This is a genomic window from Microbulbifer sp. ABF4_107 (assembly GCF_056312215.1).
Window position 1 is genome coordinate 2,360,001 of the sequence record NZ_CM149983.1, and the last position, 24,954, is coordinate 2,384,954.

The 24,954-nt window shown below is 57.9% G+C and carries 19 protein-coding genes and 1 tRNA gene; 2 read left to right on the top strand and 18 right to left on the bottom strand.

Going from position 1 to position 24,954, the window contains the following annotated elements; translation table 11 throughout:
* Positions 1-195: 195 nt before the first annotated feature.
* The 14 genes from ACYX4K_RS09755 to ACYX4K_RS09820 form a co-directional block, all read right to left on the bottom strand.
* Positions 196-285: transfer RNA gene (locus ACYX4K_RS09755), tRNA-Ser, on the bottom strand.
* Positions 286-506: 221 nt separating this feature from the next.
* Positions 507-701: a carbon storage regulator CsrA gene (gene csrA, locus ACYX4K_RS09760; protein ID WP_010131831.1), complete on the bottom strand. Its 195-nt coding sequence runs from the start codon at positions 699-701 to the stop codon at positions 507-509.
* 215 nt (positions 702-916) lie between these two features.
* Positions 917-2,155 (bottom strand): aspartate kinase, encoded by a 1,239-nt coding sequence (locus ACYX4K_RS09765; protein WP_475092315.1) that lies wholly within the window; start codon positions 2,153-2,155, stop codon positions 917-919.
* A 169-nt stretch (positions 2,156-2,324) separates the two neighbouring features.
* A complete protein-coding gene (alaS, locus tag ACYX4K_RS09770; protein WP_475092314.1) occupies positions 2,325-4,937 on the bottom strand; it encodes an alanine--tRNA ligase in 2,613 nt (870 codons plus the stop codon).
* A 62-nt stretch (positions 4,938-4,999) separates the two neighbouring features.
* Positions 5,000-5,362 (bottom strand): histidine triad nucleotide-binding protein, encoded by a 363-nt coding sequence (locus ACYX4K_RS09775; RefSeq protein WP_475092313.1) that lies wholly within the window; start codon positions 5,360-5,362, stop codon positions 5,000-5,002.
* Between the two features lie 34 nt (positions 5,363-5,396).
* Positions 5,397-5,582: a Trm112 family protein gene (locus ACYX4K_RS09780; RefSeq protein ID WP_475092312.1), complete on the bottom strand. Its 186-nt coding sequence runs from the start codon at positions 5,580-5,582 to the stop codon at positions 5,397-5,399.
* A gap of 451 nt (positions 5,583-6,033) precedes the next feature.
* Positions 6,034-7,512: a glycerol kinase GlpK gene (gene glpK, locus ACYX4K_RS09785; RefSeq protein WP_475092311.1), complete on the bottom strand. Its 1,479-nt coding sequence runs from the start codon at positions 7,510-7,512 to the stop codon at positions 6,034-6,036.
* Between the two features lie 121 nt (positions 7,513-7,633).
* Positions 7,634-8,245, bottom strand: coding sequence for a regulatory protein RecX (locus ACYX4K_RS09790; protein WP_475092310.1), 612 nt, complete (start codon positions 8,243-8,245; stop codon positions 7,634-7,636).
* A gap of 2 nt (positions 8,246-8,247) precedes the next feature.
* Positions 8,248-9,279: a recombinase RecA gene (recA, locus tag ACYX4K_RS09795; RefSeq protein ID WP_475092309.1), complete on the bottom strand. Its 1,032-nt coding sequence runs from the start codon at positions 9,277-9,279 to the stop codon at positions 8,248-8,250.
* 164 nt (positions 9,280-9,443) lie between these two features.
* Positions 9,444-9,938, bottom strand: coding sequence for a CinA family protein (locus ACYX4K_RS09800; RefSeq protein ID WP_475092308.1), 495 nt, complete (start codon positions 9,936-9,938; stop codon positions 9,444-9,446).
* Between the two features lie 66 nt (positions 9,939-10,004).
* Positions 10,005-10,940: a MaoC/PaaZ C-terminal domain-containing protein gene (locus ACYX4K_RS09805; protein WP_475092307.1), complete on the bottom strand. Its 936-nt coding sequence runs from the start codon at positions 10,938-10,940 to the stop codon at positions 10,005-10,007.
* A 120-nt stretch (positions 10,941-11,060) separates the two neighbouring features.
* Positions 11,061-13,247, bottom strand: a complete 2,187-nt coding sequence (locus tag ACYX4K_RS09810; protein WP_475092306.1) for a prolyl oligopeptidase family serine peptidase — start codon at positions 13,245-13,247, stop codon at positions 11,061-11,063.
* A gap of 187 nt (positions 13,248-13,434) precedes the next feature.
* Complete coding sequence (locus ACYX4K_RS09815) at positions 13,435-14,805, bottom strand: SLC13 family permease (RefSeq protein WP_475092305.1); 1,371 nt, start codon at positions 14,803-14,805, stop codon at positions 13,435-13,437.
* Between the two features lie 54 nt (positions 14,806-14,859).
* Complete coding sequence (locus ACYX4K_RS09820; RefSeq protein WP_475092304.1) at positions 14,860-16,500, bottom strand: metallophosphoesterase family protein; 1,641 nt, start codon at positions 16,498-16,500, stop codon at positions 14,860-14,862.
* A gap of 59 nt (positions 16,501-16,559) precedes the next feature.
* On the opposite strand from ACYX4K_RS09820, the gene ACYX4K_RS09825 reads away from it, so the two are divergent.
* Positions 16,560-17,510, top strand: coding sequence for a M90 family metallopeptidase (locus ACYX4K_RS09825; RefSeq protein WP_475092303.1), 951 nt, complete (start codon positions 16,560-16,562; stop codon positions 17,508-17,510).
* Here ACYX4K_RS09825 and ACYX4K_RS09830 read toward each other — a convergent pair.
* The 4 genes from ACYX4K_RS09830 to ACYX4K_RS09845 all read right to left on the bottom strand — a co-directional run bounded on the left by ACYX4K_RS09830 (position 17,401) and on the right by ACYX4K_RS09845 (position 24,410).
* Positions 17,401-18,066: a nucleotidyltransferase family protein gene (locus tag ACYX4K_RS09830; RefSeq protein WP_475092302.1), complete on the bottom strand. Its 666-nt coding sequence runs from the start codon at positions 18,064-18,066 to the stop codon at positions 17,401-17,403. The genes ACYX4K_RS09825 and ACYX4K_RS09830 overlap by 110 nt on opposite strands.
* A gap of 47 nt (positions 18,067-18,113) precedes the next feature.
* Positions 18,114-22,130, bottom strand: a complete 4,017-nt coding sequence (locus ACYX4K_RS09835; protein WP_475092301.1) for a translocation/assembly module TamB domain-containing protein — start codon at positions 22,128-22,130, stop codon at positions 18,114-18,116.
* 2 nt (positions 22,131-22,132) lie between these two features.
* Positions 22,133-23,953, bottom strand: coding sequence for an autotransporter assembly complex protein TamA (locus ACYX4K_RS09840; RefSeq protein ID WP_475092300.1), 1,821 nt, complete (start codon positions 23,951-23,953; stop codon positions 22,133-22,135).
* A 70-nt stretch (positions 23,954-24,023) separates the two neighbouring features.
* On the bottom strand, positions 24,024-24,410 hold the full coding sequence (locus tag ACYX4K_RS09845) for a hypothetical protein (protein ID WP_475092299.1): 387 nt from the start codon (positions 24,408-24,410) through the stop codon (positions 24,024-24,026).
* A 345-nt stretch (positions 24,411-24,755) separates the two neighbouring features.
* Between ACYX4K_RS09845 and ACYX4K_RS09850 the strand changes: the two genes are divergently transcribed.
* Positions 24,756-24,902 carry a DUF3149 domain-containing protein gene (locus ACYX4K_RS09850; RefSeq protein WP_475092298.1) on the top strand — a complete coding sequence of 49 codons (147 nt, stop codon included), beginning with the start codon at positions 24,756-24,758 and terminating at the stop codon, positions 24,900-24,902.
* Positions 24,903-24,954 lie beyond the last annotated feature (52 nt).

Sequence of the window (24,954 nt, forward strand, 5' to 3'; positions counted from 1 at the left end):
ACACACCTAAGATCAGGAGGCTCCCATCCGGTCGGGATGGACTTGAAACACGCTTAGGCGCGTTTCAACCCTACGGGCTCGGCTGCGCCTCGGTCTCAACTCGCTTGCGCGAGTTGATCGAACCCGCGAGGGCTCTCACCCCCCTCACCGCCATACAAAAAAGGCCCCATGCTTTCGCATGGAGCCTTTTTTGTATGGCGGTGAGGGAGGGATTCGAACCCTCGATGAGTTTAACCCCATACGCCCTTAGCAGGGGCGCGCCTTCAGCCACTCGGCCACCTCACCGTATAACTTTCCGCACTGCTTTAGCAGGGCCACAGCAACTTCGAACAATTGATCTTGGCTGCTGAAAGTGAGCGGCATCATACCAACGGCGAAGCAAAAATCAATGGGGAATCAATAACTTTTTGGGATTTCTTCACCGGCGTTCACAAATCATACAGGCACAAAAAAGGCCGCTCTGCGGCCTCTTTCTCATCGACGAAAACTGTCATTCAAGACACTTCTCAGTCGGCACTGCCCTCACTGGAGGACTGCTTTTCACGCTGAATGCGCTGATAGATCTCTTCACGGTGAACCGCTACTTCTTTCGGCGCATTGACTCCGATACGTACCTGGTTGCCTTTCACACCCAATACGGTAACCGTCACATTGTCACCAACCATCAGTGTTTCACCGATACGGCGGGTTAAAATTAACATTACCTACTTCTCCTTGATCATCCTGTGATTTGGTACGACCGGTTATCCCTGGCCCGCACCTTGGGCCATAATAACCCGAGATTGCTGCAAACCGAGAATCTTGTCCGTCACTTTATTCAGTATTGCCCAGACGCAGAAAATCTCAACACGTCGTACCGTGCGCCAAACAACCGAATTGCTATGGTCGCCGGCGGTATCCATCACTCTGGTTATAGTTACGCAGAGGCCTTGGGTTCCGAGAGTTCAAATGCGCTGTGGAGCGCACGCACTGCGAGCTCAAGGTAGCGCTCATCGATGATGACCGAAATCTTGATTTCGGACGTGGTAATCATTTGGATGTTGATGTTGTCTTCACCCAGCGCCTCAAACATGCGCGAGGCAACATTGGCATGCGAACGCATACCAACACCGACAATGGACACCTTGGCAATCTTGTCGTCAGACACCACCTCTCGAGCACCAAGCTCACCCGCCACCCGCTCCAGAACCTTGCGGGCTTTGCCCAGGTCATTGCGGTGTACGGTAAAGGTGAAATCGGTGGTGCCGTCGATCGCGCTGATATTCTGCACAATCACATCGACTTCGATATTTTCAGCACCCACCGGCGCCAGGATGCGGCAAGCCACCCCGGGGGTATCTGGCACACCGCGGATTGTCAGTTTTGCCTCATCGCGGTTGAACGCTATGCCGGAGACTACAGGCTGTTCCATATCGCTCTCTTCCTCATCCAGACTAATCAGTGTGCCGTTGCCGTCCTCAAATGTGGAAAGGACACGCAGGGGGACTTTGTATTTACCCGCAAATTCAACCGCGCGGATCTGCAATACCTTCGAACCCAGGCTCGCCATTTCCAGCATTTCCTCGAAGGTAATGCGGTCGAGACGGCGAGCACTGTCTACAACTCGTGGGTCAGTGGTGTAAACACCATCAACATCGGTGTAAATCTGGCACTCGGTGGCATCGAGGGCAGCGGCAAGGGCAACACCGGTGGTATCGGAACCACCGCGACCGAGGGTTGTGATATTGCCTTCGTCGTCGACCCCCTGGAAGCCCGCAACAACGACCACTTTCCCAGAGTCCAGATCCCGTCGCATGCGCTCCACGTCGATGCGCTGAATACGGGCCTTGGTATGTGCGTTATCCGTGAGAATCTTGACCTGACCACCGGTGTAAGAACAGGCATCGTACCCGCGCTTTTTCAGCGCCATGCTCAGCAGTGCAATGGTGACCTGTTCGCCGGTGGAAACCAGTACATCCATCTCCCGGGGGTCCGGGTTTTCCTGGATCTGGCTCGCCAGGCCGATAAGACGGTTGGTTTCTCCGCTCATGGCGGACAGCACGACGACCATATCGTGGCCCTGGGCCTTGAAGCCCGCCACTTTGTCGGCCACAGCCTCAATACGCTCGATGGAGCCTACCGAAGTGCCGCCGTATTTCTGCACGAACAAACTCATCGCTCTAGTGTTTCCTTACTACCTGACTATCTACCTGAGTGCGCGGTACCAGATCCGCAGGAGCCGCGCACTAAATCACCAATCTTCGGGCAAATCAACTGAAAAATTGCGAGTTGTAGCCAATAAACTTCATCTGATTGCCCGGCGCCGAAATATTCGGCGCCTGGTTTCACTTGATATTGCTTTCCACCCACTGGGGAATGGCTTTGAGCAGCGCTGGCAACGCCGCCACGTCGGTGCCACCACCCTGCGCCATATCCGGGCGACCGCCGCCCTTCCCTCCGAGCTCACCGGCGGCATACCGCATCAGGTCACCCGCTGCCAGTCGACCAGTGAGATCCTTGGTAACCGCGGCAACCAGCGCTACCTTGTCGTCGCCTGGCGCCGCCAACAACACTGCACCGCTACCCAGTTTGTTTTTCATCTGGTCAGCCAGGTCACGCAGGGATTTGGCGTCCGCGCCATCAATCGATGCGGCGAGCAACTTGATACCAGCCACCTCCACAGCCTGACTGGAGAGGTCTCCACCAGCACCACTGGCAAGCCGGGTCTTCAGGGTGGCCAGGTCTTTTTCCAGCTTGCGGTTATTGGCGAGTAACTGCTCCACCTTCTCCGCCAGATTTTCCGGACGCGCCTTGAGCAGTGCCGCCGTGTGATCCAGACGCTGCTGGGCCTGATCAAACAAGGCCAGAGCGTGGGCACCGGTTACAGCTTCGATTCGACGCTGGCCCGAGGCAATACCACTTTCCGCCACAATACGTAGCAGCCCGATATCACCAGTGCGCTCTACGTGGGTACCGCCACACAGCTCCACGGAGAATGCTCCGCTATCGTTGCGCTCACCCATGGTCAGAACACGTACGGAATCCCCGTACTTCTCACCGAACAGCGCCATGGCACCTTTGGCCTTGGCGGTTTCAATATCGGTTTCTTCGGTCTCCACCGCGGTGTTCGCGCGGATCTGACTATTTACCAGCGCTTCGATCGCACGCAACTGCTTACTGGTAACCGCTTCCGGGTGGGAGAAGTCGAAGCGCAGGCGCTCGGAATCCACCAGGGAGCCTTTCTGGGTGACGTGATCGCCGAGAACTTTGCGCAGTGCCGCGTGCAGCAGGTGCGTGGCTGAGTGGTTGAGCGCGGTGGACTGACGCACATCACCGGCAACTTCCGCAGCAACCTGATCACCAACCGCCAGATTGCCGGACAGCAGTTTGCCCTGGTGCAGATGGTGCGCGCCGTGCTTGATACAGTCGCCCACTTCAAAACGGCCGGAATCGGACTGCAGATATCCGCTGTCGCCAACCTGACCGCCGGATTCGGCATAGAAAGGTGTGCGGTCCAGGACGATATCTGCAGACTCGCCCTCTTCAATGCTGTCGACCAGCTCGCCATCTTTAATGATGGCAACCACCTTGCCCTGTTCGCTAACGCGGTCATAACCGAGAAACTCGGTAGCGCCTTCAAGATCCAGATTGTCGGTGTAATCCTGCTTGAATTTGCCCGCCGCACGGGCGCGTTCGCGCTGGGCGTTCATGGCTTTTTCGTAACCAGCCATATCCAGGGTCAAGCCGCGTTCGCGGGCGATATCCTGGGTAAGATCCGTGGGGAAGCCGTAAGTATCGTGCAGGGTAAAGACCAGCTCACCGGGCACTTCGGAGCCATCGAGTGACGCCAGCGCCTCATCCAGCAATGCAAGACCTTTATCCAGGGTCTTCGCAAACTGCTCTTCTTCTTTGCGCAGCGCCTTTTCGATCAGCGCCTGCTTCTCTTTCAGCTCCGGATAGGCTTCGCCCATCTCCGCGACCAGAGCGGCTACCAGCTTGTAGAAGAAAATATCCTTGTGCCCAAGCTTGTGCCCGTGGCGAACCGCGCGACGAATAATGCGGCGCAGCACGAATCCGCGGCCCTCATTGGACGGCATGACACCGTCGGCGATCAGGAAAGAACAGGAGCGGATATGGTCCGCAATTACCCGCAGAGACTTCTCTTCGGTATCGCCACAACCAACGACTTCCCCGGCGGCATTGAGCAGCGCCTGGAACAGGTCGATTTCATAATTGGAGTGCACACCCTGCATAACCGCAGCGATACGCTCCAGCCCCATACCGGTATCCACAGACGGCTTGGGCAGCGGGTGCAGCTCGCCATCGGCGGAACGCTCGAACTGCATGAATACGAGGTTCCAGATTTCGATATAGCGATCGAGATCGTCGTTTTCGGAGCCGGGAGGACCGCCGGGCACGTCGGCGCCGTGATCATAGAAAATCTCGGAGCTGGGACCGCAGGGGCCGGTATCGCCCATCTGCCAGAAGTTGTCTTCATCCAGACGGGAGAAGCGGTCGGCACTAACGCCCACTTCTTTCAGCCAGATATCGGCGGCCTCGTCATCACTGATGTGAACGGTTACCCACAGGCGCTCTTCCGGCAGGTTCAACTCTTTGGTCAGAAACTGCCAGGCAAACTGGATGGCTTCGCGTTTGAAGTAATCGCCGAAGCTGAAGTTACCCAGCATTTCGAAAAAAGTGTGGTGACGGGCGGTGTAACCGACGTTTTCCAGGTCGTTGTGCTTACCGCCGGCCCGCACGCAGCGCTGAGAGCTGGCGGCGCGAACATAGGGCCGGGACTCCTGGCCGAGGAAGGTATCCTTGAACTGCACCATACCGGCATTGGTAAACAGCAGCGTCGGGTCATTGCCCGGCACCAGGGAGCTGGATGGAACACGAGTGTGCTCCTGCTCGGCGAAATAGTTGAGAAATGCTTCGCGTATCTGTGCGCTCTTCATTCGGGCTGTGTCCACATCGTCGGTAAATTCCTGTCGGCCCCGGGTATCCCCAGGCCAACGTTTCAGTCTTGCAGGTCTTCAACAAGGCCCGCTTCTGGCAGCTCGCGCTGCGCCAGCAAATGTATGTGCAGGTGAAACACCGTCTGGCCAGCTCCGCGGCCATTGTTGATCACCAGGCGGAAGCCGTCTTCCAGTTGGAGACGCGCCGCCATTTTTGAAGCCACCCACATCAAATGGCCGAGCAGCGGCACATCTTCTTCGCGGGCATCCGCCACGCTAACCAGTGGCTTGCGGGGAATAATCAGCAGGTGGGTGGGCGCCTGGGGAGCACGATCCTTGATGACGATACAGTGATCGTCTTCATACAACCGCGGGGCAGGAATTTCCCCGGCAATAATGCGGCTGAATACACTGACTTCTTCCATGCCTTTCCCCAATGCCCACAAATACCGCTAACGATTACTTGTCCAGCTTTTCGTCCACGGTCAGCTGGCGCGCTTCAGACTCCAGCATCACCGGGATGCCGTCGCGTACCGGATACGCCAAACCGCTGGCCTTACACACCAGCTCCTGCGCCTCTTCGTGATACTCGAGAGGGGCCTTGCTGACTGGGCAGACCAGTAAACTCAGTAATTTCTTGTCCATGTCGATCTCGGTGTTTCACTCAGATGACGCCCGCCGCCCTGAAAACGGGATGCCCCGGGGCTTGGCGGGCAAAAATGACCGCGTATGGTACAACGCTTTTTCGGGCTTTTCACGAATGACGGGAGAATTCCGCGGCCACTGGTTTGACCGCGGGCAGGAAGGGCTAGGGAACCTCTGATCAAGTCCGTGATGCCTCAGGCTTTCAGAGCGATTCACAATCAAGGCGTGGCTTCGCAGGAATGTCTAGACCTTTCAAGAAGTCACAACGCAGAGTATGAATCGCTCTGAAAGCCCCGTAGGGCGCGACCTGAAGACAGCATCTGCTGCGTTGCAGCTCTTGTAAAGGGCCAGCCATTCACTGCGAGCTGCGCCTAACAGCTACTGCCTTCAGGTCACGCTGAGGCATTACGGACTTGATCAGAGTTTCCCTAGGCGCCTGGCAACGGGATAGCTAGAAGCTGCGGCAGGCGGATACCGCCTTGCGCCAGCCATCGAGATGAGACTGGCGAGTCTGGGCGGACATCTGTGGCAGAAAGTCCTGCTCGATGTCCTGCAGGCACTCGGGAAGCGCATCGCTCTCCCACAGGCCGGCACCGACACCCGCGAGCAAGGCGGCGCCAACGGCGGTCGATTCTATCTGCCGGGGCCGCTCCACACGCAGATTGGAAATATCCGCCTGGAACTGCATCAGGAAATTATTCGCGCTGGCGCCGCCATCCACTCGCAGGCACTGCAACTCGACCCCCAGGGCCTGGGCCATCAGCTCTGCCAACTCGTGACTCTGAAAGGCAATGGCTTCGAGCGTGGCGCGGACAATCTCTGCCCGCCCTGCACCCCGGGTGAGACCGAACATGGCACCGCGGGCATCGGCATCCCAGTGTGGCGCCCCCAAACCGCTGAAGGCGGGCACCATATACACACCTCGGGTGTGCGGGATGGACTGGGCCAGCTGCTCAGAATCTGCCGCCTGCTGAATAACCCCCAGGTCATCCCGCAACCACTGTACCGCCGCACCGGCATTGAATACCGACCCTTCAATCGCAAATTGCGGCTGACCGTCTGCACCACAGGCAATGGTGGTGAGCATGCCATCCGGCACCAGCGGGCGGCGCTTGCCGGCACTGGCCAACATAAAACAGCCGGTGCCGTAGGTATTTTTCATACTACCCGGCGCAAAACAGCCCTGCCCGTATAGCGCCGCCTGCTGATCGCCCGCGACCCCAGCGATGGGCACCCGGGCACCGAAGAAAGCGGTGGGATCGGTAGTGCCAAAGTCACCGGCGGACGGGCGGATTTCCGGCAGTATGGAAGCGGGGCAATCGAACAGTTCCAGTAACTCGCTGTCCCACTGGTGGCGATCCAGGTCGTACAGCAGGGTTCGGCTGGCGTTGGTATGATCAGTGAGGTGCTGGCGTCCACCGGTGAAGCACCAGATCAGCCAACTGTCGATGGTGCCGAAACAGAGATCCCCGGCCTCGGCTCGGCGATGTAGCTCCGGCGACTCGCGAAAGATCCAGCGCAGCTTGCTGGCGGAGAAATAGGCATCCAGCAACAGACCGGTTTTGGCGCGCACCATGGGCTCGGCCCCTGCCCTGCGCAATTCATTGCAGATTCCGGCCGAGCGCCGGCACTGCCAAACGATGGCGGGATGCACTGGCTCGCCGGTCGCTCGATCCCACAGCACTGTAGTCTCGCGCTGATTGGTAATCCCCAGCGCACTCAGCTCGGACGCCTCAATGCCCGCCCGCTGCATCGCCGCCGCGCACACCTTCAGGGTCACCTGCCAGATCTCACTGGCATCGTGCTGTACCCAACCGGGCTCGGGGTAATACTGGGAAAATTCCGAATAACTGCGGCCGCGCAGCTTGCCATTGGTATCGAAGATAAAGGCGGTGGTACCGGTAGTACCCTGGTCGATGGAGAGAATCATGAAAGCGCGCCAGATCCGGGGTCGTTCTGTTTATGGATGGTTATTCACAAAACAACAGCCCCACTAGGCCTAGTGGACTCCGGCTGAACTAGTGCCAGTATATACGACGCGACAAGTCGACTCAGTCTTGCGGCCGGTTCAGCTCTTCAATGGCGTACTGGATCGCATCGCCATAGAAACCGCGGTAGGCCAGATACCGCTGGCGCCGCGCGCGCTCCTTCAACAATTGCTCCCGCGGCAGCGAGTCGTCGACGGGGCGGCGAAACTTGCGCTGCAATTGCTCCAGGGCAAGCTCGAACCAGTCCATTTCCTCCTGCAGCTTGTCCATCGCCTCCAGGGCCAGCACCCCGCGAATTCCACGGATCTGCAATTCCTGCCGGATTCGCAGCGGCCCCTGCCCACGGTTTACCCGGGAGCGGCAGAAGGTCTCGGCAAAACGCCGGTCACACTGGTAGTTCAGCTCCTGCAGCCGCTGCAGCACGCCGTCAAAATCTGCATCGGGGTGCTTTCGCGCGAGCTTCTGGCGCAGCTCTTCGCAGGAGTGCTCGCGGCGGGCAAGTAGATCCAGCGCGTGATTGAACAGCGCCTGGAAAGCATCGGCAGGTGTTTTATGGGGCTGAGGGGCAGGCGATGAGAGCGAGGCGTCTGAAGAGGGGCCTGAGGAGAAGTCTGGCGACGGGAAGTCGCAGTCTGCACTGCCCCCGTCGCCATTGGGATTGCGAAAGAAAGACAAGATCAGTCTTCCGCAGCTTCCACTTCTTCGGCCGGAGCCGGAGTCACGTCACCGAGCAACTGGGCGCGCAGCCCGGATTCGATCTCGTTGCGGATATCTTCGTTCTCTTTGAGGAACTTCACCGCATTGGCCTTGCCCTGGCCGATCTTGTCACCCTTGTAGCTGTACCAGGCGCCGGCCTTGTCGACCAGGCCCATTTTCACGCCGTAATCGATAATCTCGCCCAACAGGTTGATGCCCTGCCCGTACATGATCTGGAACTCGGTCTGCTTGAACGGCGGTGCCACCTTGTTCTTCACGACCTTGACCCGGGTCTCGTTACCCACCACCTCATCGCCTTCCTTCACGGAACCGATACGACGGATGTCGAGGCGCACAGAAGAGTAGAACTTGAGCGCGTTACCGCCGGTGGTGGTTTCCGGGGAGCCGAACATCACACCGATCTTCATACGAATCTGGTTGATGAACACGCACAGGGTGTTGGTGTTTTTGATGTTACCGGTCAGCTTGCGCAGGGCCTGGGACATCAGGCGGGCCTGCAGGCCTACGTGGGAATCGCCCATTTCGCCTTCAATTTCCGCGCGCGGCGTCAGCGCCGCTACGGAGTCGACCACCAGTACATCTACGGCACCGGAGCGCACCAGCATATCCGCCACTTCCAGGGCCTGCTCACCGGTATCCGGCTGGGAAACGATCAGCTCGTCTACGTTCACGCCCAGCTTCTCGGCGTAGATCGGGTCCAGTGCGTGCTCCGCATCCACGAAGGCACAGGTGCCACCTTTGCGCTGGGCTTCGGCGATCACCTGCAGGGTCAGGGTCGTTTTACCAGAGGATTCAGGACCGTAGATCTCGACAATACGACCGCGCGGCAGGCCGCCAATACCCAGTGCCACGTCCAGACCAAGAGAGCCGGTGGAGATCGCCGGGATGCGTTGCCGCTCCTTGTCTCCCATACGCATGACGGTGCCCTTGCCGAACTGGCGCTCGATCTGAGAGAGCGCTGCCTGTAAAGCCTTGTCTTTGTTGGAATCCATGACCTTTCCCATATGTACCTGAAATTTGGTGAGTAATGACTGCTATGGAAAGGGAGCTTAGAGAAAAATTACTGTATAAGCAACCAGTAATCGGGAATGGCGGGTATTCGACGGGCCAGGATAGAAAACCTGGCACAGCAGTACCGGACAAACGGGAATGAGGGTCAGGCTGGGTGACTGCGGGTAATGGCCAGCAAGCCCTGCAGGGCTTCGTCTACGGTTTGCAACTGAATGGCAGCGCGGTTGCCGGTGAAGTGCATTTGCCGGGCCTCGACGGACAGAGGTTCCTGCCCCTCCCCGTGTGCCCAGGCAATCCACACAGTACCTACCGGCTTATCTTCACTGCCGCCATCCGGACCAGCGATACCGCTCACCGCCACGGCCAGATTGGCATCCAGGCGATTGAGTGCCCCCACCGCCATCTGCCGAACCACCGGCTCGCTGACCGCGCCGGCGGTATCAAGGTCTCGCTGATCGACGCCGAGAAAGCTGCGCTTGATTCGGTCTGCATAGGATACAACTGCGCCATCAAACCAGACCGACGAACCGGCAACGGAAGTTATCGCTGCGGCAATGGCGCCACCAGTGCAGGACTCGGCAGTGGTCACTTTCCAGCCAAGCCGGACCAGCTCTTCGCCGAGTTCTGCCGCTAACGCCATTCGCGGATCCGTGTCGCTATTCGCCATAAACTTCTGTTCCGCCTCACAGACACACTTCTGCCAGCCCTACCGCAACGGCTCGAGCAGACCATTCAGATACTGGGTTTTACCGCTGTCGTCCGCAACCCGGAAACCGGTTGCCAGCTCCCCGGTGACACACTGGAAGCGCACGGACGAAGGCAGAAGTACCGGGCGTTTGTACTCCACACTCAACCGGAACTGCTGCGGCAGCCCCGCGCCTTTCTCCAACGAGGCAAGGCAGGCTGCTTTGGTCCACATACCATGCACAATGGCACTGGAAAAGCCAAACAGCCGCGCCGAAGACGCGAACAGGTGAATGGGATTCCAGTCACCGGATACCCGCGCGTAGCTGCGGCCAGCAGCCTCCGGAATAGCCCACGCCTCTGCACTGCCAGCCGCCATATCGGGCATGACTCCCGGGAAGGCAGCAAACCCGGACTGCAGGGGCTTGTCTTTACCGCCGTGACGCGCACGGCTCAACATCACGCTTTCGCACTCCCACACAAGGTCGCCCGCGACACTGACCCGGGTAACCAGCGCGAACTCATAACCGCGTTTGACCGCCACCGGTGACAGCAGATCACAGCGAATATCCAGCGCTTCGCAGGATTCGACAGGGCGGTGTTGGGTTATCTGGTTACGCAGGTGGACCAGACCGAGAATGGGGAAGTGAAATGCATCGGAAACCAGTAATTTCAGATGCAGTGGCATAGCCAGAACAAACGGATAAGTGGCCGGCAGCTGGCTACCAGCGTTAAAGCCACATACCTCGCGATAGGCGCGCACACGCTCGGCATCGACTCTCTGCCCGCGCAGGCTGACACTGGCCAGAACTGCTGGCCCCTGGGCGGCCGAAGCCCCCTTTTTGCGAGCCGTCAAAGCGCGGAAATACAGAGGAAGTATGGCCGGGCAGGCGCTCAGCTCAATCTGCAGGGGTGAAGACCGGTCGGTTGCCTTGGGCACAGCGTTAAGTCTCGGCATAAATCTATTGGCTCCAAATGATACCTCGCGACAGAGCGATAGACCAATCAGTCATATCATCCTGTCAAGCCATTATCTTGCCCCCGATTCATGCCGAAACGATGACAGAAGGTTGCAGGATCAACTTTCCGGCAGTTCGGTGACCCCCATATTGAACAGGGTAAAGCCGAAAATATCCGCGTACTGTTCGATGGTCTTGGAAACCGGGGTTCCGGCACCGTGGCCTGCGTTGGTTTCGATCCGAATCAGTGTAGGCGCAGCACCCGCCTGCTTGCTCTGCAATTCTGCGGCAAACTTGAACGAGTGTGCCGGTACAACGCGGTCATCGTGATCCGCCGTCGTCACCAGAGTCGCAGGATAGCTGGTATCGGCCTGCACGTTGTGTACCGGCGAATAGCCTTTCAGGTACTGGAACATTTCTTCACTCTGCTCCGCAGTGCCGTAGTCGTAGGCCCAGCCGGCACCAGCGGTGAAGGTGTGGTAACGCAGCATGTCCATCACGCCCACCGCAGGCAGTGCCACTTTCACCAGGTCCGGGCGCTGGGTCATTACTGCGCCAACCAGCAGGCCGCCGTTGGAGCCACCACGAATCGCCAGATAGTCGCTGGAAGTGTAGCCCTGCTCAATCAGGTATTCGCCCGCCGCGATAAAGTCATCGAATACATTCTGCTTCTGCAGCTTGGTACCGGCGTCGTGCCAGCGTTTGCCGTATTCACCGCCACCGCGCAGGTTGGGCACCGCGTAGACGCCACCCAGTTCCAGCCACACCGCATTAGCGATGCTGAACGACGGGGTCAGGCTGATATTGAAACCGCCGTAGCCATACAGGATGGTCGGGTTCTTGCCGTCGAGCTTCAGGCCTTTCTTGTGGGTAATCATCATCGGCACCTTGGTGCCATCCTTGGAGGTGTAGAACACCTGCCTGGACTCGTAGCCCGCCGGGTCAAACTGTGCACCGGACTCGCGGTACACACTGGACTCCCCCTTCTTCACGTCGAACGCGAAAATGGTGGACGGGGTTTTGTAGTTGGTGAAGGAGTAGTAGAGGGTCTCGTCTTCGTACTTGCCGCCCAGGGAAGAGGCGCTACCGGGACCCGGCAAGGCAATTTCACGTACCTGCTTGCCGTTGTAATCGTACTGATACACCTTGGACAGGGCGTCCACCATGTATTCTGCGAACAGATAACCACCACCGGTTGAGGCGGTCAGTACGTTTTCGGTTTCACCGATAAAGTCCTGCCAGTTTGCCGGAGCCGGATCTGCCGCATCGACGGTGACGATCTTCTTGTTGGGCGCTTCGCGGTTGGTGACCAGGAACAGTTTGCTGCCCTGGTTATCGAGCACGTAGGTATCGGAATCGAAATCGGTCAGCACCGGCACCAGCGGCGCATCGGCCTTGGACAGATCCTGGATAAACAGGTCATTGCCTGAGGTTGACGTCGCCCCGGAAATCACCAGGAAGCGGTCATCTTCAGTGACATAACCGGAAACGTAGCGGCGCTTCTCTTCCTCGCTACCACCAAATACCAGAGCGTCCTTGGACTGAGGCTGGCCGAGTTTGTGGTAGTACAGCTTGTGCTGGTCGGTTTTCGCCGACAGTTCGCTGCCTTCCGGCTTGTCGTAGCTGGAGTAGTAGAAACCTTCGTTGCCTTTCCAGGAAATACCGGAGAACTTCACGTCCACCAGCGGCTCTTCGAGCACCTTCTTGGACTCCGCATCAATGATGTAGATTTTGCGCCAGTCGCTGCCGCCTTCGGATACGGAATACGCCGCGATGGAGCCGTCTTTGGAGAATTTCAGGGTCGACAGTGACGTGGTTCCGTCTTCACTGAAAGTATTCGGATCGAGGAAGATTTCCGCTTCGCCATCGCCCTTCTTGCGCCACACCACGTACTGATTTTGCAGGCCATCGTTGCGATAGAAGTAGGTGTAGTCACCCTCAGTGAATGGGGAACCCACTTTCTCGTAGTTCCACAGCGCTTCCAGGCGCTGCTTCAGGCTATCGCGGTAAGAAATCTGATCCAGGTAGCCGAAGGTGACTTTGTTCTGCGCCTTGACCCAGTTTTCAGTCTCTTCACTGCGGTCATCTTCCAGCCAGCGGTAGGGATCCACCACCTGAGTACCGAAATAGGTATCCACCACGTCATCCTTGCGGGTCTGCGGATAGGACAGTGCAGATGCGACGGTAGAAGGCGCACTCGCAGTCTCAACTTCACTCATGGACGTCTCTTTTTTACTCGCATCCGGGGATTCCCCCGCGCAGGCCGCCAGTACACCGGCCACCGCCAGGATAGTTATTTTTTTCACGTTCGGGACTCCTTCCGGTCGTTAACAGGAACATAGGTAAGCCGTCTAGGAAACCCAATTCGCGCCAGCAGATCAAGGTATTGAATCCACCGGCCCACAGCCCACATATTCGGCAAGAAATTCCCCCCAATGAAGAATTAAAACCCGGAAAAAGCCAAGCTTAAAGATTAATTGTCTGCGATATTTCCTAAGTCAGCATCAACCAGCACACCCCGGCAATAATCAGGGAGGCCAGCACACTGAGCATGGCCCCTTCCCGTACCATTTCCTGGATGCGAATTTTGCCAGTGCCATAGGCAATCGCATTGGGGGCGGTGGCCACCGGTAACATAAACGCACAACTGGCACACATGGCTGCGGGGATCATCAACACCATCGGATCGAAGCCGGCACTTGTGGCAACCACCGCGAGAATTGGCATAAGCAACGTCGCCGTGGCGGTATTACTGGTAATTTCGGTCAGGAATGTCACCGACAGGCACAGCAGAACAAGCATCAACCACAGCGGCATGGCAGTCAGGAAGGTTAGCCCCTGCCCCATCATGTCGCTAAGTCCCGATGCAGCAAAGCCCTTGGCGATGGCAATACCGCCGGCAAACAGCAGCAGCATGCCCCAGGGGATACTTTCCGCTGTCTGCCAGTCCAACAGCCGGCCCCCTTTGCCGTTGGGTACCAGAAACATCAATACCACCGCCGCCAGCGCCACGGTACTGTCGCCCGCATCGGGCACACCCAACAGTTCACTCCAGCCCCCGAGCGGTTCGTTGCGGGTTACCCAGAACAGAATCGCTACACCAAATACCGCAAGAGTGCGCACTTCTTCAGGGCGCCAGTCCCCTACTTTTGGTGTCTCCAGAGATTTGTGCAGTTCAATCCCGCGGGTTAACCACAAAGCCATTAATGGGAGAGTGATCAAAACCACCGGCAAACCTATTTTCATCCAGCTGGCAAAGCTGAATTCACGGCCGGTGACCTCTTCATAGATCCCCATAAAGATGACATTCGGTGGCGTCCCAAGAGGACTGCCAACTCCGCCGAGGCTCGCCGCGTAGGCGATTCCCAGGATAAGCGCGACGGTAAGGCGATGATTATCCGCACGAGAAAGAATGGCGAGGGCGATGGGCAACATCATCAGTGTGGTGGCGGTATTCGAGATCCACATACTGAGCAGCCCCGCCGCAAGCATAAAGCCCAGCACGAGTCGACGCCCGCTGGAAATACCCACAACACGCAACATATACAGGGCCAATCGCTCATGGGCGCCACTTTTCTCCAGTGCCTTGGACAACATAAACGCGCCCATCAGCAAAAGAATCACATGACTGCCGAACGAGGATGCCACCAGTTTATGGTCTGCCACGCCGAATAGCGGCAGCAATACGAATGGCACTATGGAGGTAGCGGGGATCGGGAGCGCTTCCGTCACCCACCAGATCACAGTCAGCAGCGTGATGGCCGCCGTAACCGCAGGTAAATACGCCATCCCCAGCGAGGAAAGTAGCAGGTAAAAACCTGCCGACAGTAGCGGTCCCAAGAGGATAAACAGCGTTCTCGACATGGCGATTCTCATTTCTTGTCTTATTTTTCGTACCCGGAAATTGCCAGCCGGCGATCAACCGGCTTCCGCAGCTACTGGCTCCGACTCAGACATACTCGCGTCCGCGCAATCTGCAAGCACACGCTTGCGGAGTACCAGGCCTGGCACCTGCCAGTCGACCTTCGGTACACCAAAGGCATCACGGCGACTGATATTCCAGCAAATTACTTGCACCGAGATTTCATTTTCAGTAGTGCCGGGCGTAAATCCCAGGGTCACGAAATTGTTGTTACCTGCCGCCTGTTCACGAGCAGTCGGCTTGCCATCCTCGGGCCGCAAATAGTGCACAGGGGCCTGGATATCGTCGGTGGGGCGATCCGGAAAAATATCCGGCGTCAGCTCCCGGGTTGCGGCGGCGCTCGGGAGACAGGCCAGCGGCGAAGAAACCACCTCCACCACCTGTTTACCGCCCAGATTAAAATGGGCAAAGCGGCTAAAGTGCACATCCCCTGCCAGAATCAATACATCCTGTGGACAATCGCGCAAGGCACGCACCAGCTCCTGATATTGCCCGGTATCCGCCAGGGAATGATCGCCGAGCCCCAGCCGGACACGCAGAGAATTTCGCCATTCTTTCTTGCGGAATTGCCACGGTGTCAGTAACGGAGCTGGCAAAACCAGTACGCCAGGACAGTCCAGTTCCCGAAGCCAACGGGTCACTCGCGCGAAGGTCGCCTCGTCGGTAAATCGCCCGTCACGACCGGGTGCGCGCTGCAAGCGGGTATCCAGCACGAAAAAACGCAGTGATTCACCAATGCTAAATTGACTGGATGTAGGTCCCGCGGGCGCCTGGTAGGCATCGAAGAGGCGTCGGGCACACTGCTCCCAAACCTCGCGCACTTTGCGTGACCACAGAACCGGAAGAAAACCGGGGGGGTTTGGGTAATCATTCCAGAATTCGTGGTCACCGGCGAGAAAGTAGTGAAACCCAGAGCGTAACTTCGCACCCATGCCACTGCGCCAGTTTTCCCGGTACTCGGATGAAAAAACACGATTGAGCTTGCGGCGAATGGCCGCACGTGATCGCAGCAACAACGGTGAGAAGTTACGAGTACTGAAGCCGGGAACAACACTCAATCCGGTATTGGAATAGGCCGTATCCAGGTATACCTGGTCTCCACCCAGAAACGAAACCTGGGGGCGATACTGCGCAGGCAGTGCAGTAATGGATTCTGCCAGAGCCTGATTATCTGCAGGGCGGTAAAAGCAGGTGCCATACCAGACATTGAACCCCTGCGAGAGGTCCACAGGCCTGCCCTGACACTCCGCGCGGGCAAGTGCAGTTTGTGCACCGCACCGCCAAAGGGATAGCTGGTAGCGCAACCCCGGCTGTAACGCGAGATTTATTCGGGTGTAGCGCAATCCTTCGGCTGTCCGATCGAACGCTACGGGTATTTCCCGGCAACTGGACTCTGTGGCGACGGCCGCTGGCGCACCTTCGGGCTCTACCCGTAACCAGAAACGTGCGGAAGAGCCCGCTGTATAATCTTCGGTAAAATCCCCAATCCAGATCAGTCCACCACTTCCCTGGGTGTAACCGTGGGGGACAATCCTGAATCGATCACTGTCGTTGACTGCCGCAGAACCAGTGACTCCCAATCCTGACAATCTATCCCTGGCAATCCCCTGCCCCGCGAATTGAATACCCGTATCCATGCCCCAATCATTTCCCTAAGCGCATTTGTTTTATTTACGCCACGTCTGGCGCGGCCCACATGGTCGCAGAATTTTACCGGAGGTCAATCTTCCAACCGGAGAGCCTCCAAGCAGGGAAATACAGTGTGAACGGCTTTTTATTGGTCATCGTGCTTGCGGTACTGGTTTGGGTACTGCCGATAATGTGGCAACGCTGGCGACGCGGCTATCTGCGCTCACGCCCCCTGACGGCACAGCAGGAACATTTTCTTGCCAGTAGCCTGGCACTATTTCCTCACCTTCCAGCAGCACGTCAGCAAGAACTGAAGGAGAACATCAGCCTGTTTTTGCGGGATAAGGAGTTTGTCGGCTGTGATGGCCAGGAAATTACCGAGGAAATCCGCATTACCATTGCAGCACATGCCTGCCTGCTGTTGCTGGATCGCCCCAACAACTGCTACCCCGATCTGAAGACAGTTCTGGTGTATCCGGACTCCTATGTCGCGCAGGAAACACACCATCATGGGCATATACAGTCCTCTCATATGAGCGCTCGCGCTGGCGAAGCCCACTACCGCGGCCCGGTGGTATTGTCATGGGGGGATTTACAACGAGGACTGACGGAACCGCAGCAAGGACACAATGTGGCTATCCACGAGTTTGCTCACAAACTGGATGAAGAAGATGGCTATGTGGACGGTCGCCCGCCTTTTGAGAAGAGCGCCGATGGAAAAACCTGGGCACCGGTGATGCGGGAAGCTTTTGCAGAATTGCGTCAGCGGCTGCAAGCCCTACACGGCGAAGCCGAACTGACGGCAGATGGAACCTCCAAGGGCTTTTCAGATAAGCCTTCGGTGCTCGATACTTACGGCGCCCAATCTCCCGCGGAGTTCTTCGCCGTCGCCACCGAGGCGTTTTTTATCATTCCGACAGCAATGGAAGCGGCGCATCCGTCACTGTATCGCGAGATGCAAAAATTTTTCCGAACAGATCCTGCCGCATTGCTGCGTGGAAGTCGTCCGGGCGGTTGATATCGCAATTGATCGCTGGATCAGCGACTTCCACATCGACAACACCGTCGGCAAAGATACGTAAGACCTTTTCCATCCCCGTATTGCGCATGCGTGCGAGTGCAGACAGGTATTTACGGCCAATGGCAATGGGGTATCCGCGAGTGCCTGCACACACCGGCACACAGATACTATCCTCGCAGGAAGCTTCCAGCAGGCGGACGAAAGTATCCGGCTCCACAAACGGCATATCCCCCAGGCAAACAAGTACCGCTTTGGGGTTGGCGCCGGATCGCTGCAGCTGCTCCACGATATGCGCAAGGCTGGCGCCAATTCCAACCGGCCACACGGGCGCATGTAACACCTGAACCGGTAATTTTCTCAGGCCATTGGCTATCACGGGATCGCGGGCGCGCAATACCACCTGTACCGACGCATCCTCAAACGCACCGGCCGCCTCCATGGCTGTTTGTAATGTCCGCAGTAACATGGGTTCGCCGTGAATACTGGCGAGGCGCTTGTCGCTACCGAATCGATGGGAGTAACCGGCGGCTAAAACCGCGACTGAATATTCCATTTTGTTTTCTCTCATCGCATTTTTTGGTGTTCAATTTATATAGCTGCTCAGTAATCCTTCTTCCACTGCAGCTCCACACTTCCGGCACCACTTTCGTTGTTATCCGATGACTTGAAATCCAGGCGCAGGTTCTTGCGCAACTCAATCTGCATCTCCGCGCGCCAGGGGTTCAACGGGTCGGTACTGCGCTGCAACTCCAGGTAGATACGGCTGGTTATGTATTTGCCAAGGCTCAGGGAGTACTGATCCTCACCACTTTCGGTTGCTTCAGACTCGAAGTCGAGGGTATCCAGCCCCACCAGGTCGCGGGTACTGGCAAGCGGGTCGAAACCGGTGCCACCGGTCTGCAGGGTGCGTACCACGCCAACCAAGCGCACCGCCTGAAGGGGCGAAATATCCGTCAGCGATTTCCCGAACAGCAGCTGGGCAAAGATCTCATCTTGCGCCGCTGCGGGGTCTGAGCTGAACTCAATCTTCGGATCGTCGGTCGTCCCGGAGATCTCGGCGGTAATTTCGCCCTCCGCGTAGGTGTGTACCCCCTTTACATAAATTGCCGCGACATTGTTTTCAAACTGCACCTGCCCTTCCTGCAGTTCAAACTTCTTGCCCAGCAGATCAAATTTGCCACGCACAATACTGATAGTACCCGCGACCTGGGGATTGGCCGCAGTCCCGGCGATATCCACTTTACCCTTCAGCTCGGAATCAAGCCCCAGGCCACGTACATAAGACTGCTGGTCCAGCACTACCTGTATGGCCAGGTCGATGTTTTCCATCAGCGGTGGACCACTCGCCTCTTCGGTAGCCCCATCCACTTCGACCTCAATCACGTCAATTTCCGGCACGCTGCTGCCAATAAAGTGCTCCACCTGTATGGCAAGCGGCCGCAAATTGAGTGTGCCCGCCAAGCTCGCGTCTTTTGTGTCACCAGACAACCGCAGGTCGCCACTGATCGCCCCCTTGGCACCCGGCATATTCAGCAAGTGCGCATTGCGGGCCGCCAGCGAAAAATCCAGCGTGGCGGGCTCTGACCCGTTAAAACGCACCGCGCCCTCCAGATTTACGCGCCCGCGGTCCGCATCGCGAGCGCTGGCCTCTACGATACGCCATGCATCCGGCGCAAGCTCCGCCGCGAACATAATTTGGCGCAACCGGGTATTACTCGGACGGTGCTCGTAGTAACCATTGCGTAAATTGATGTTGCCGCGGGCGTTCGGGGCACCGCTGTTACCATCTGCGGACAGGTTGAAATCCAGAGTGCCGCGCATGGTGTGAATTTCCGGGTCGAACAGGGCACCCAGCGCCGCCAGGTCGGCCTCCCCCCTCGCATCGAAATCGATGGGCAGTGGCGGTAACTCCCCCGGGGGCTTATCGCGAAAAAGCTGTTCCAGAATCGGGGCGATCGCGAGACTTGCGCGTGCATCGGCGGCCTGGCGGCTACCGTGGCTGGCTTCCAACTGCATCTGCAGATCTTCCGCCACGGTTCCCCAGGTCAATGACAACACCAGGGGAGACTGGACCAGCGCATCATCCCGCAGCGCCGGCGCGCGGCCGGTTACCCGAAGCTCACCAGCAAGGTCGGGCTCACGGGGGGTACCGGACGCGGTTGCGCGCAGGGAAAGTTCACCATTTTCGGTAATATCCGCGCTCAGCCACTCCTCGAAATCCGCCAGCACAGCCTGCGCCTGCAGCTCCAGATCCAGAGCCTGCTCACTCAGGGTGCCATCGGCGGTCAACTGGTTGCGGCCCGCCCATAGCAGTTTCACCTCTGACAGAGTGATCGCCGCCTGGCCATAGCTCACATCCCCCTGTACATGCCACGGCTCCCCCTGAAATTCTCCCAGGCCGAGAATATTCACACTGGCTTCCGGCGATTTGAACGGGCCGGTGAAGTTGCCGTCGAGACTGAGCTCACCACGAAGGGAAGACGGCAGCTTTACGCCGGCAAGCTCCGCCAGCCCCAATGGGATATTGCGGCCGGCAACACTGCCGTTTGCACGCTGCGCCTTCGGCTCGACAACACCGTTCAGTTCCAGCCAGGCACTACCGCGCTGGCGCGCCTGTTCTGCGTCCTGCGCCAACGCCGCCGCTCCCACAACCCGCTCCCGCGACTGGCCCGGAGTATCCGGCGCAGGCTGATTCAAGGGGTAGTCTTCCTGCGGCTCGACCGTGTCGTCCGGGCGCAGAGACTGCTGCCGCGAATGCGCAGGTTGTCCGGCAGCGGCGTAGCCGCGATACAGATCCAGACGCAACCGGTCGAATGTGATGGCCTCTGTATTGCCTGCAGCACCGCCGCGCAGGCGATACCGGTATTCCCGGTAATCTCCATCCGAGGAGAGCTGTGCGGACATTTTCGGGTTTTCCCAGGGCCCGCTCACCGACACCACGGCATCCAGGTCGACCAGGGTTCCTGGGTCCACCGGCAATCCAAACTGCTCCGCCGGCTGCAGGCCTCGCGCAGCCACATCCAGTTGTGCCTGCAGGGCCTTGGCTTCCACATTGACTTCACCACTACCGCTGGCCCTCAGCCCCTCGCCCTCCAACAGCAGGTCCTGCACCGAAAATTTCTTCGGATTGCCGGTAACATGCCCCTGTACCCGGGCGGCAAATTCCTGATATTGCAGCGCACTCGATAGCTCTACCGCCAATTCGGGGTTGGCCCAGGCTCCTTTTGCAGAAACCTGCAAGCGCTCCACAGTGCCATCCAGTTCCGGGGGAATCTCGACGTCGCGAGTCTCCTCCAGTGCCGCGAGAATACTGCGAATTTTTGCCAGCGGAAGCTGCTCGAGCTTCGCCTTCAGGTCGATTGACTCTCCCTTGATATCCACCAGCCCAGATGCCTCCACTTCCGCGTCAGCCAGTGACAGACGCGCGCCGCGGATTTGGATATCGTCTTTCACGGTTTCCACTTCCGCGGTCAGGTGGACCGGTTGATCCTGGTAGCTTGTGCGCAACTCAACAGAGCCATCGGCATTTGGCAGGGTCAGTGGACCCTTAACCACAAGATCCGCCGATAGCCAACCACCTTTCAAATAGTCCTGAAATGGCTGGGAGATCGCTACTGGCAACCGGTCCACATTAATGCGCAGATCCATGGACTCGCTGCTTACCCGCCCTCGAACCGTGTGGCGGGTATCGTCGACGGTCAGGCTGAGATCTTCGGTGGAAACAGACCACGGCGACAGCACCAGGTCGCTTTTGCCACTCAACCCAAAGCGGTGACGCACCAATGGTACAGAGAAGCGCTCAATGGTCACCTCCAGCCGGCTTTCTCCGCTCAGGCGCAGCAGGAATTTGCCGTTGGCATCCAGCCCGTTTCCCTCCGGCAGCTGCAAGGTGCGACCGAGAAAGCCGCCAGCCAGTTCGTCCGCTGACAGAGTGAGCTGATACAGCTCTTTCGACTGCATCTGCCCATCGAGACGCACGTGGAGCTTATGGCCTTCGTGTTCGGCAATATCCAGCATCAGCTCTGACGGCTTGCCCGGCCACTGGTAGCTGCCGCGCCCATTCACCGCCACAACGGGAAAGTCTTTCAGATTACTATCGATCAGAGTCAGACGGTCGACGGCAAGTCGCTCCAGCCAGAGTGCCGGCATGGTCGGGTCGTCCACCTCTTCCGCAGCGTCCTCAACCTCCTCTTCACTGACGTGGTCCTGCAGGTATTCACCCAGCACCAGATTGTCGAACAGGAGCGACCGCGCGCTGACTTCTGGAATATGGATTTGATTGCGCAGCAGCGGGCGCAACGCGATGTGTACAGTGATATTTTGCGCTTCCAACATGGTGCGCTCTTTGTAGCGCACCTGCAGCAGCTCAAAGCTCCACTTGCCCCATTGCGGGCTTCGCAGACCTTGCTCACGGATTTCCAGATCCGGTAAAAAGTGACGTGCCACCGAAAGCCCACCACGGGTAAGCAGTTCGCGACCGCTTTCTGAGCCGAGCAAAAAGAGGCTGAGAATCAGCGGTACCAGTAACATGGCCGCAAACAAGGTCAGACGCGGCCGGTTCGACCAGAATCTGCGCCGGGGAGAACGGGCGGTTTTGGCAGGGCGGGAATCCGTCATGTTCAGAACGCCTGCCCCAAACTGACGTAGATCTGATAAGCGCTATCGTCCAGGTCTTCCCGGCGATCCAGTGGAAAGGCGATGTCAAAACGCAGCGGTGCAAAAGACGTCATATAGCGAACGCCGATACCAACCCCCCAATAGAGGTCGTCAAAACTGGGCTGCGGGTCGGCGTAGGCATTACCCCCATCCACAAACAACACGCCGCCCCAGGTTTCGGTAAACCGGAAGCGGCCTTCCACGGAAATTTCACTGAGGCCGCGGCCGCCGATGGGGTCAGACAGCGTGGGCGGCTCACCGGGAACGGTTGACGGAATCAGTCGGCGCGGCCCCAGGGCCTGATAAGCGTATCCGCGCACTGAACCACCGCCGCCGGAATAGAAGCGTTCATCCGCAGGAATATCCAGGTTATCGATTCCACTGATCACACCGGCCTTGATACGCACCGCCAGTGTGGGATCAAAGCGGATATCATCGCCGGTAAGATACCCAGTGCCGACCAGGGTGTTTTTTACGAAACGTGTACTGCTTCCCTTGAGGTCAAAGTAGGGACTGACCTCCAGAGCCACGGTGGCACCGCGACGTGCATCCAGCAGGTTGTCGGTGGTGTCGATCTTGACCCCCAGGGGGAACGAAAGCAGGTTGTAATTTTCGCTCTCTTCGCCCTCTTCCTGCACCTTACTGAACTTCAGCTCGCTGCCCACACTGAAGGTTCGGTGTTTGGTGTGCCGGCGGGAAATCGTTCCGCCGATGGTGACGGCTTCTGCCTGATAGGACTCCCGATCTTCATTGGAGGCCTCAGCGGTCGCCGCCAGGTCCTGGTCATCGCGGAAAAAGCGCGGCACCAGCAGCTCTCCCTTGAGGGACTGCGTGATTTCGCTGACTCGGGTCTCGACTTCAATCTTTTCCCCGCGCCCGAGAATATTGCGGTGCTCCCAGCCTGCAGACACGCCGGCTCCCTCATCGGAGGCGTACCCCACCCCCAGGCGAATGGTGCGATGTTTTCGCTCGATCACCAGAAAGGTGACATCAACCACTCCGTCGTGAGGCTCGGATACCTCGTCATTGGCACCGGCAATAAGGTTCGTGCGCAGCAAACGCAATTTGGCAGCGTCGAGTTTGGCTCGATTAAAGCAGTCACCGGGGGAGAGTTTCAGCCGCTTGCGCAGGTAGTCTTCATTGACACTGGTGGCACCGGCGATACTCAACTCGCCAATGTGCACTTCCGGACTCGGCGCTACCCGGTACACAAGCCGCGCCGTGTGCTCGCTGTGGATAACCGTCGCCTTGTAGTCCACATCGACATTCAACAGGCAGGCATTCTCAGCCAGGTAGGATTCGATCTTTTTGACCCCCTCGGCAACCTTGACCGCTTCCAGGGGATCCCCCACTTGCAGGCCGACACCGGGAAAACCTGCCTGCAGTCGCGCAGGCATATCAATCTCGAGGGATTTGATGCGGAACTGCCGCCCCGGCACCACGCGATACAGAATCTCCCCACCGGTGACCGACTGGCGCACCCGGCCATCGTAGTAGCCGCGCGAGCGCAGCAGTTTTTCAAGGGTGCCACGCTCATAGCGCGCGACGTCATGAGGGTCCTCATAGGACTTGAGTACACTGCTGGACTTGCGCTGTTCATTCAACTGATCTTTCAGCCAATCCTGCAGCTCGCTGTTTTCGAGCACGCGCACTTTGAACTTGGGCAAACTGTCGAAAAACGGAAGCGCAACACCGGGCTGCGGCAAGAGCAGCAGCGCCGATATCAGAATTCCGATAGCAATATGTATGAAATCCGCTCCACGAGCGGGCAAAGAATCGCGCAAGACAAAAATCCGTTTGCCAACCATCCCTACTGCGACGCCGGGAGACCCAAAAAGTTGCTTCTACCCAGGCTTATTGACCGCTTCGTGCAGGCCTGTCGGCAGGTTCCAGCAGCGGGTTGCAGTTTTTAATCACTACACGCCCCTCCAGCAGGTTGCCCTTGGAGTATTCAGAGAAGATGCATTGATTGGATTTTGGGTCGTAGTTTTCCACCCAAAGGTTGTCGTCTTTCCAGGTGGACCCCAGGTGACGCTGACCGTCAGGCACACTGATGTACATCACGCCACCGAAGCGCTTTACAAATACTTGCTCAAAATGGAAGTAGTAGGCCAGCCAACCAGCGAGAAAAATAATTGCGGCAACGATCGCCCCTTTCCCCAGACTGCCAAATCGGCTGCCGGCAAACAGGCTGAGCACCACGAGGGCGATAACAGCGGCCCAGTACAAGTAGGTAATCATGCGGATCTTCCGTGAATTTATTCGGTTTATACAGGTGGAATCACTACCCCACAGGGTAGCGCAGTTTGGCGGATAGGACATGCCAAGGGCAAGGGGAAACCGGGGTCCCGGGCCACAGAAGTCACTGCTAACCTCACCTGCCGCGCAGCTGAACACTGCGCCAACAGATAGCAAGAGTGGGGGTACCCCCGGGAGGGCTGAATCGGCCGCTCAGTTGATCCAGATCAAGTGCGGCACAGCACCACACCCTAGACTGGAGCCAGTTGAGAGGACTACAGCGCAACACCCCGTTAGAGCATGCAGTCCACGTTTATACCACTTCCTCTATCGCTCAGGAGTACGAAAATGGACGCAATGATTGATCTCTTCACCAGCTTTTCTGGCCTGCTGAGCTTGGGAATCATTGGATTTGTTTGCCTGATGGGCGGATATATCACCCGGATGGCGCTACGCAAAATGAATGAAGAATTGGCTCAGCCGGCAGCCAACTGATACAGAGGCTCTCCCCGGTGCGTATTTTTTGCACGGGATCGATCCATCTACC

Bases quoted from the DNA above. Each gene is read 5' to 3' on its own strand.
- csrA (WP_010131831.1), bottom strand. From the start codon at position 701: ATGTTAATTTTAACCCGCCGTATCGGTGAAACACTGATGGTTGGTGAC.
- ACYX4K_RS09765 (WP_475092315.1), bottom strand. From the start codon at position 2,155: ATGAGTTTGTTCGTGCAGAAATACGGCGGCACTTCGGTAGGCTCCATC.
- alaS (WP_475092314.1), bottom strand. From the start codon at position 4,937: ATGAAGAGCGCACAGATACGCGAAGCATTTCTCAACTATTTCGCCGAG.
- ACYX4K_RS09775 (WP_475092313.1), bottom strand. From the start codon at position 5,362: ATGGAAGAAGTCAGTGTATTCAGCCGCATTATTGCCGGGGAAATTCCT.
- ACYX4K_RS09780 (WP_475092312.1), bottom strand. From the start codon at position 5,582: ATGGACAAGAAATTACTGAGTTTACTGGTCTGCCCAGTCAGCAAGGCC.
- glpK (WP_475092311.1), bottom strand. From the start codon at position 7,512: ATGATTCTCTCCATCGACCAGGGTACTACCGGTACCACCGCCTTTATC.
- recA (WP_475092309.1), bottom strand. From the start codon at position 9,279: ATGGATTCCAACAAAGACAAGGCTTTACAGGCAGCGCTCTCTCAGATC.
- ACYX4K_RS09800 (WP_475092308.1), bottom strand. From the start codon at position 9,938: ATGGCGTTAGCGGCAGAACTCGGCGAAGAGCTGGTCCGGCTTGGCTGG.
- ACYX4K_RS09805 (WP_475092307.1), bottom strand. From the start codon at position 10,940: ATGCCGAGACTTAACGCTGTGCCCAAGGCAACCGACCGGTCTTCACCC.
- ACYX4K_RS09815 (WP_475092305.1), bottom strand. From the start codon at position 14,805: ATGTCGAGAACGCTGTTTATCCTCTTGGGACCGCTACTGTCGGCAGGT.
- ACYX4K_RS09820 (WP_475092304.1), bottom strand. From the start codon at position 16,500: ATGGATACGGGTATTCAATTCGCGGGGCAGGGGATTGCCAGGGATAGA.
- ACYX4K_RS09825 (WP_475092303.1), top strand. From the start codon at position 16,560: ATGGTCGCAGAATTTTACCGGAGGTCAATCTTCCAACCGGAGAGCCTC.
- ACYX4K_RS09830 (WP_475092302.1), bottom strand. From the start codon at position 18,066: ATGGAATATTCAGTCGCGGTTTTAGCCGCCGGTTACTCCCATCGATTC.
- ACYX4K_RS09835 (WP_475092301.1), bottom strand. From the start codon at position 22,130: ATGACGGATTCCCGCCCTGCCAAAACCGCCCGTTCTCCCCGGCGCAGA.
- ACYX4K_RS09845 (WP_475092299.1), bottom strand. From the start codon at position 24,410: ATGATTACCTACTTGTACTGGGCCGCTGTTATCGCCCTCGTGGTGCTC.
- ACYX4K_RS09850 (WP_475092298.1), top strand. From the start codon at position 24,756: ATGGACGCAATGATTGATCTCTTCACCAGCTTTTCTGGCCTGCTGAGC.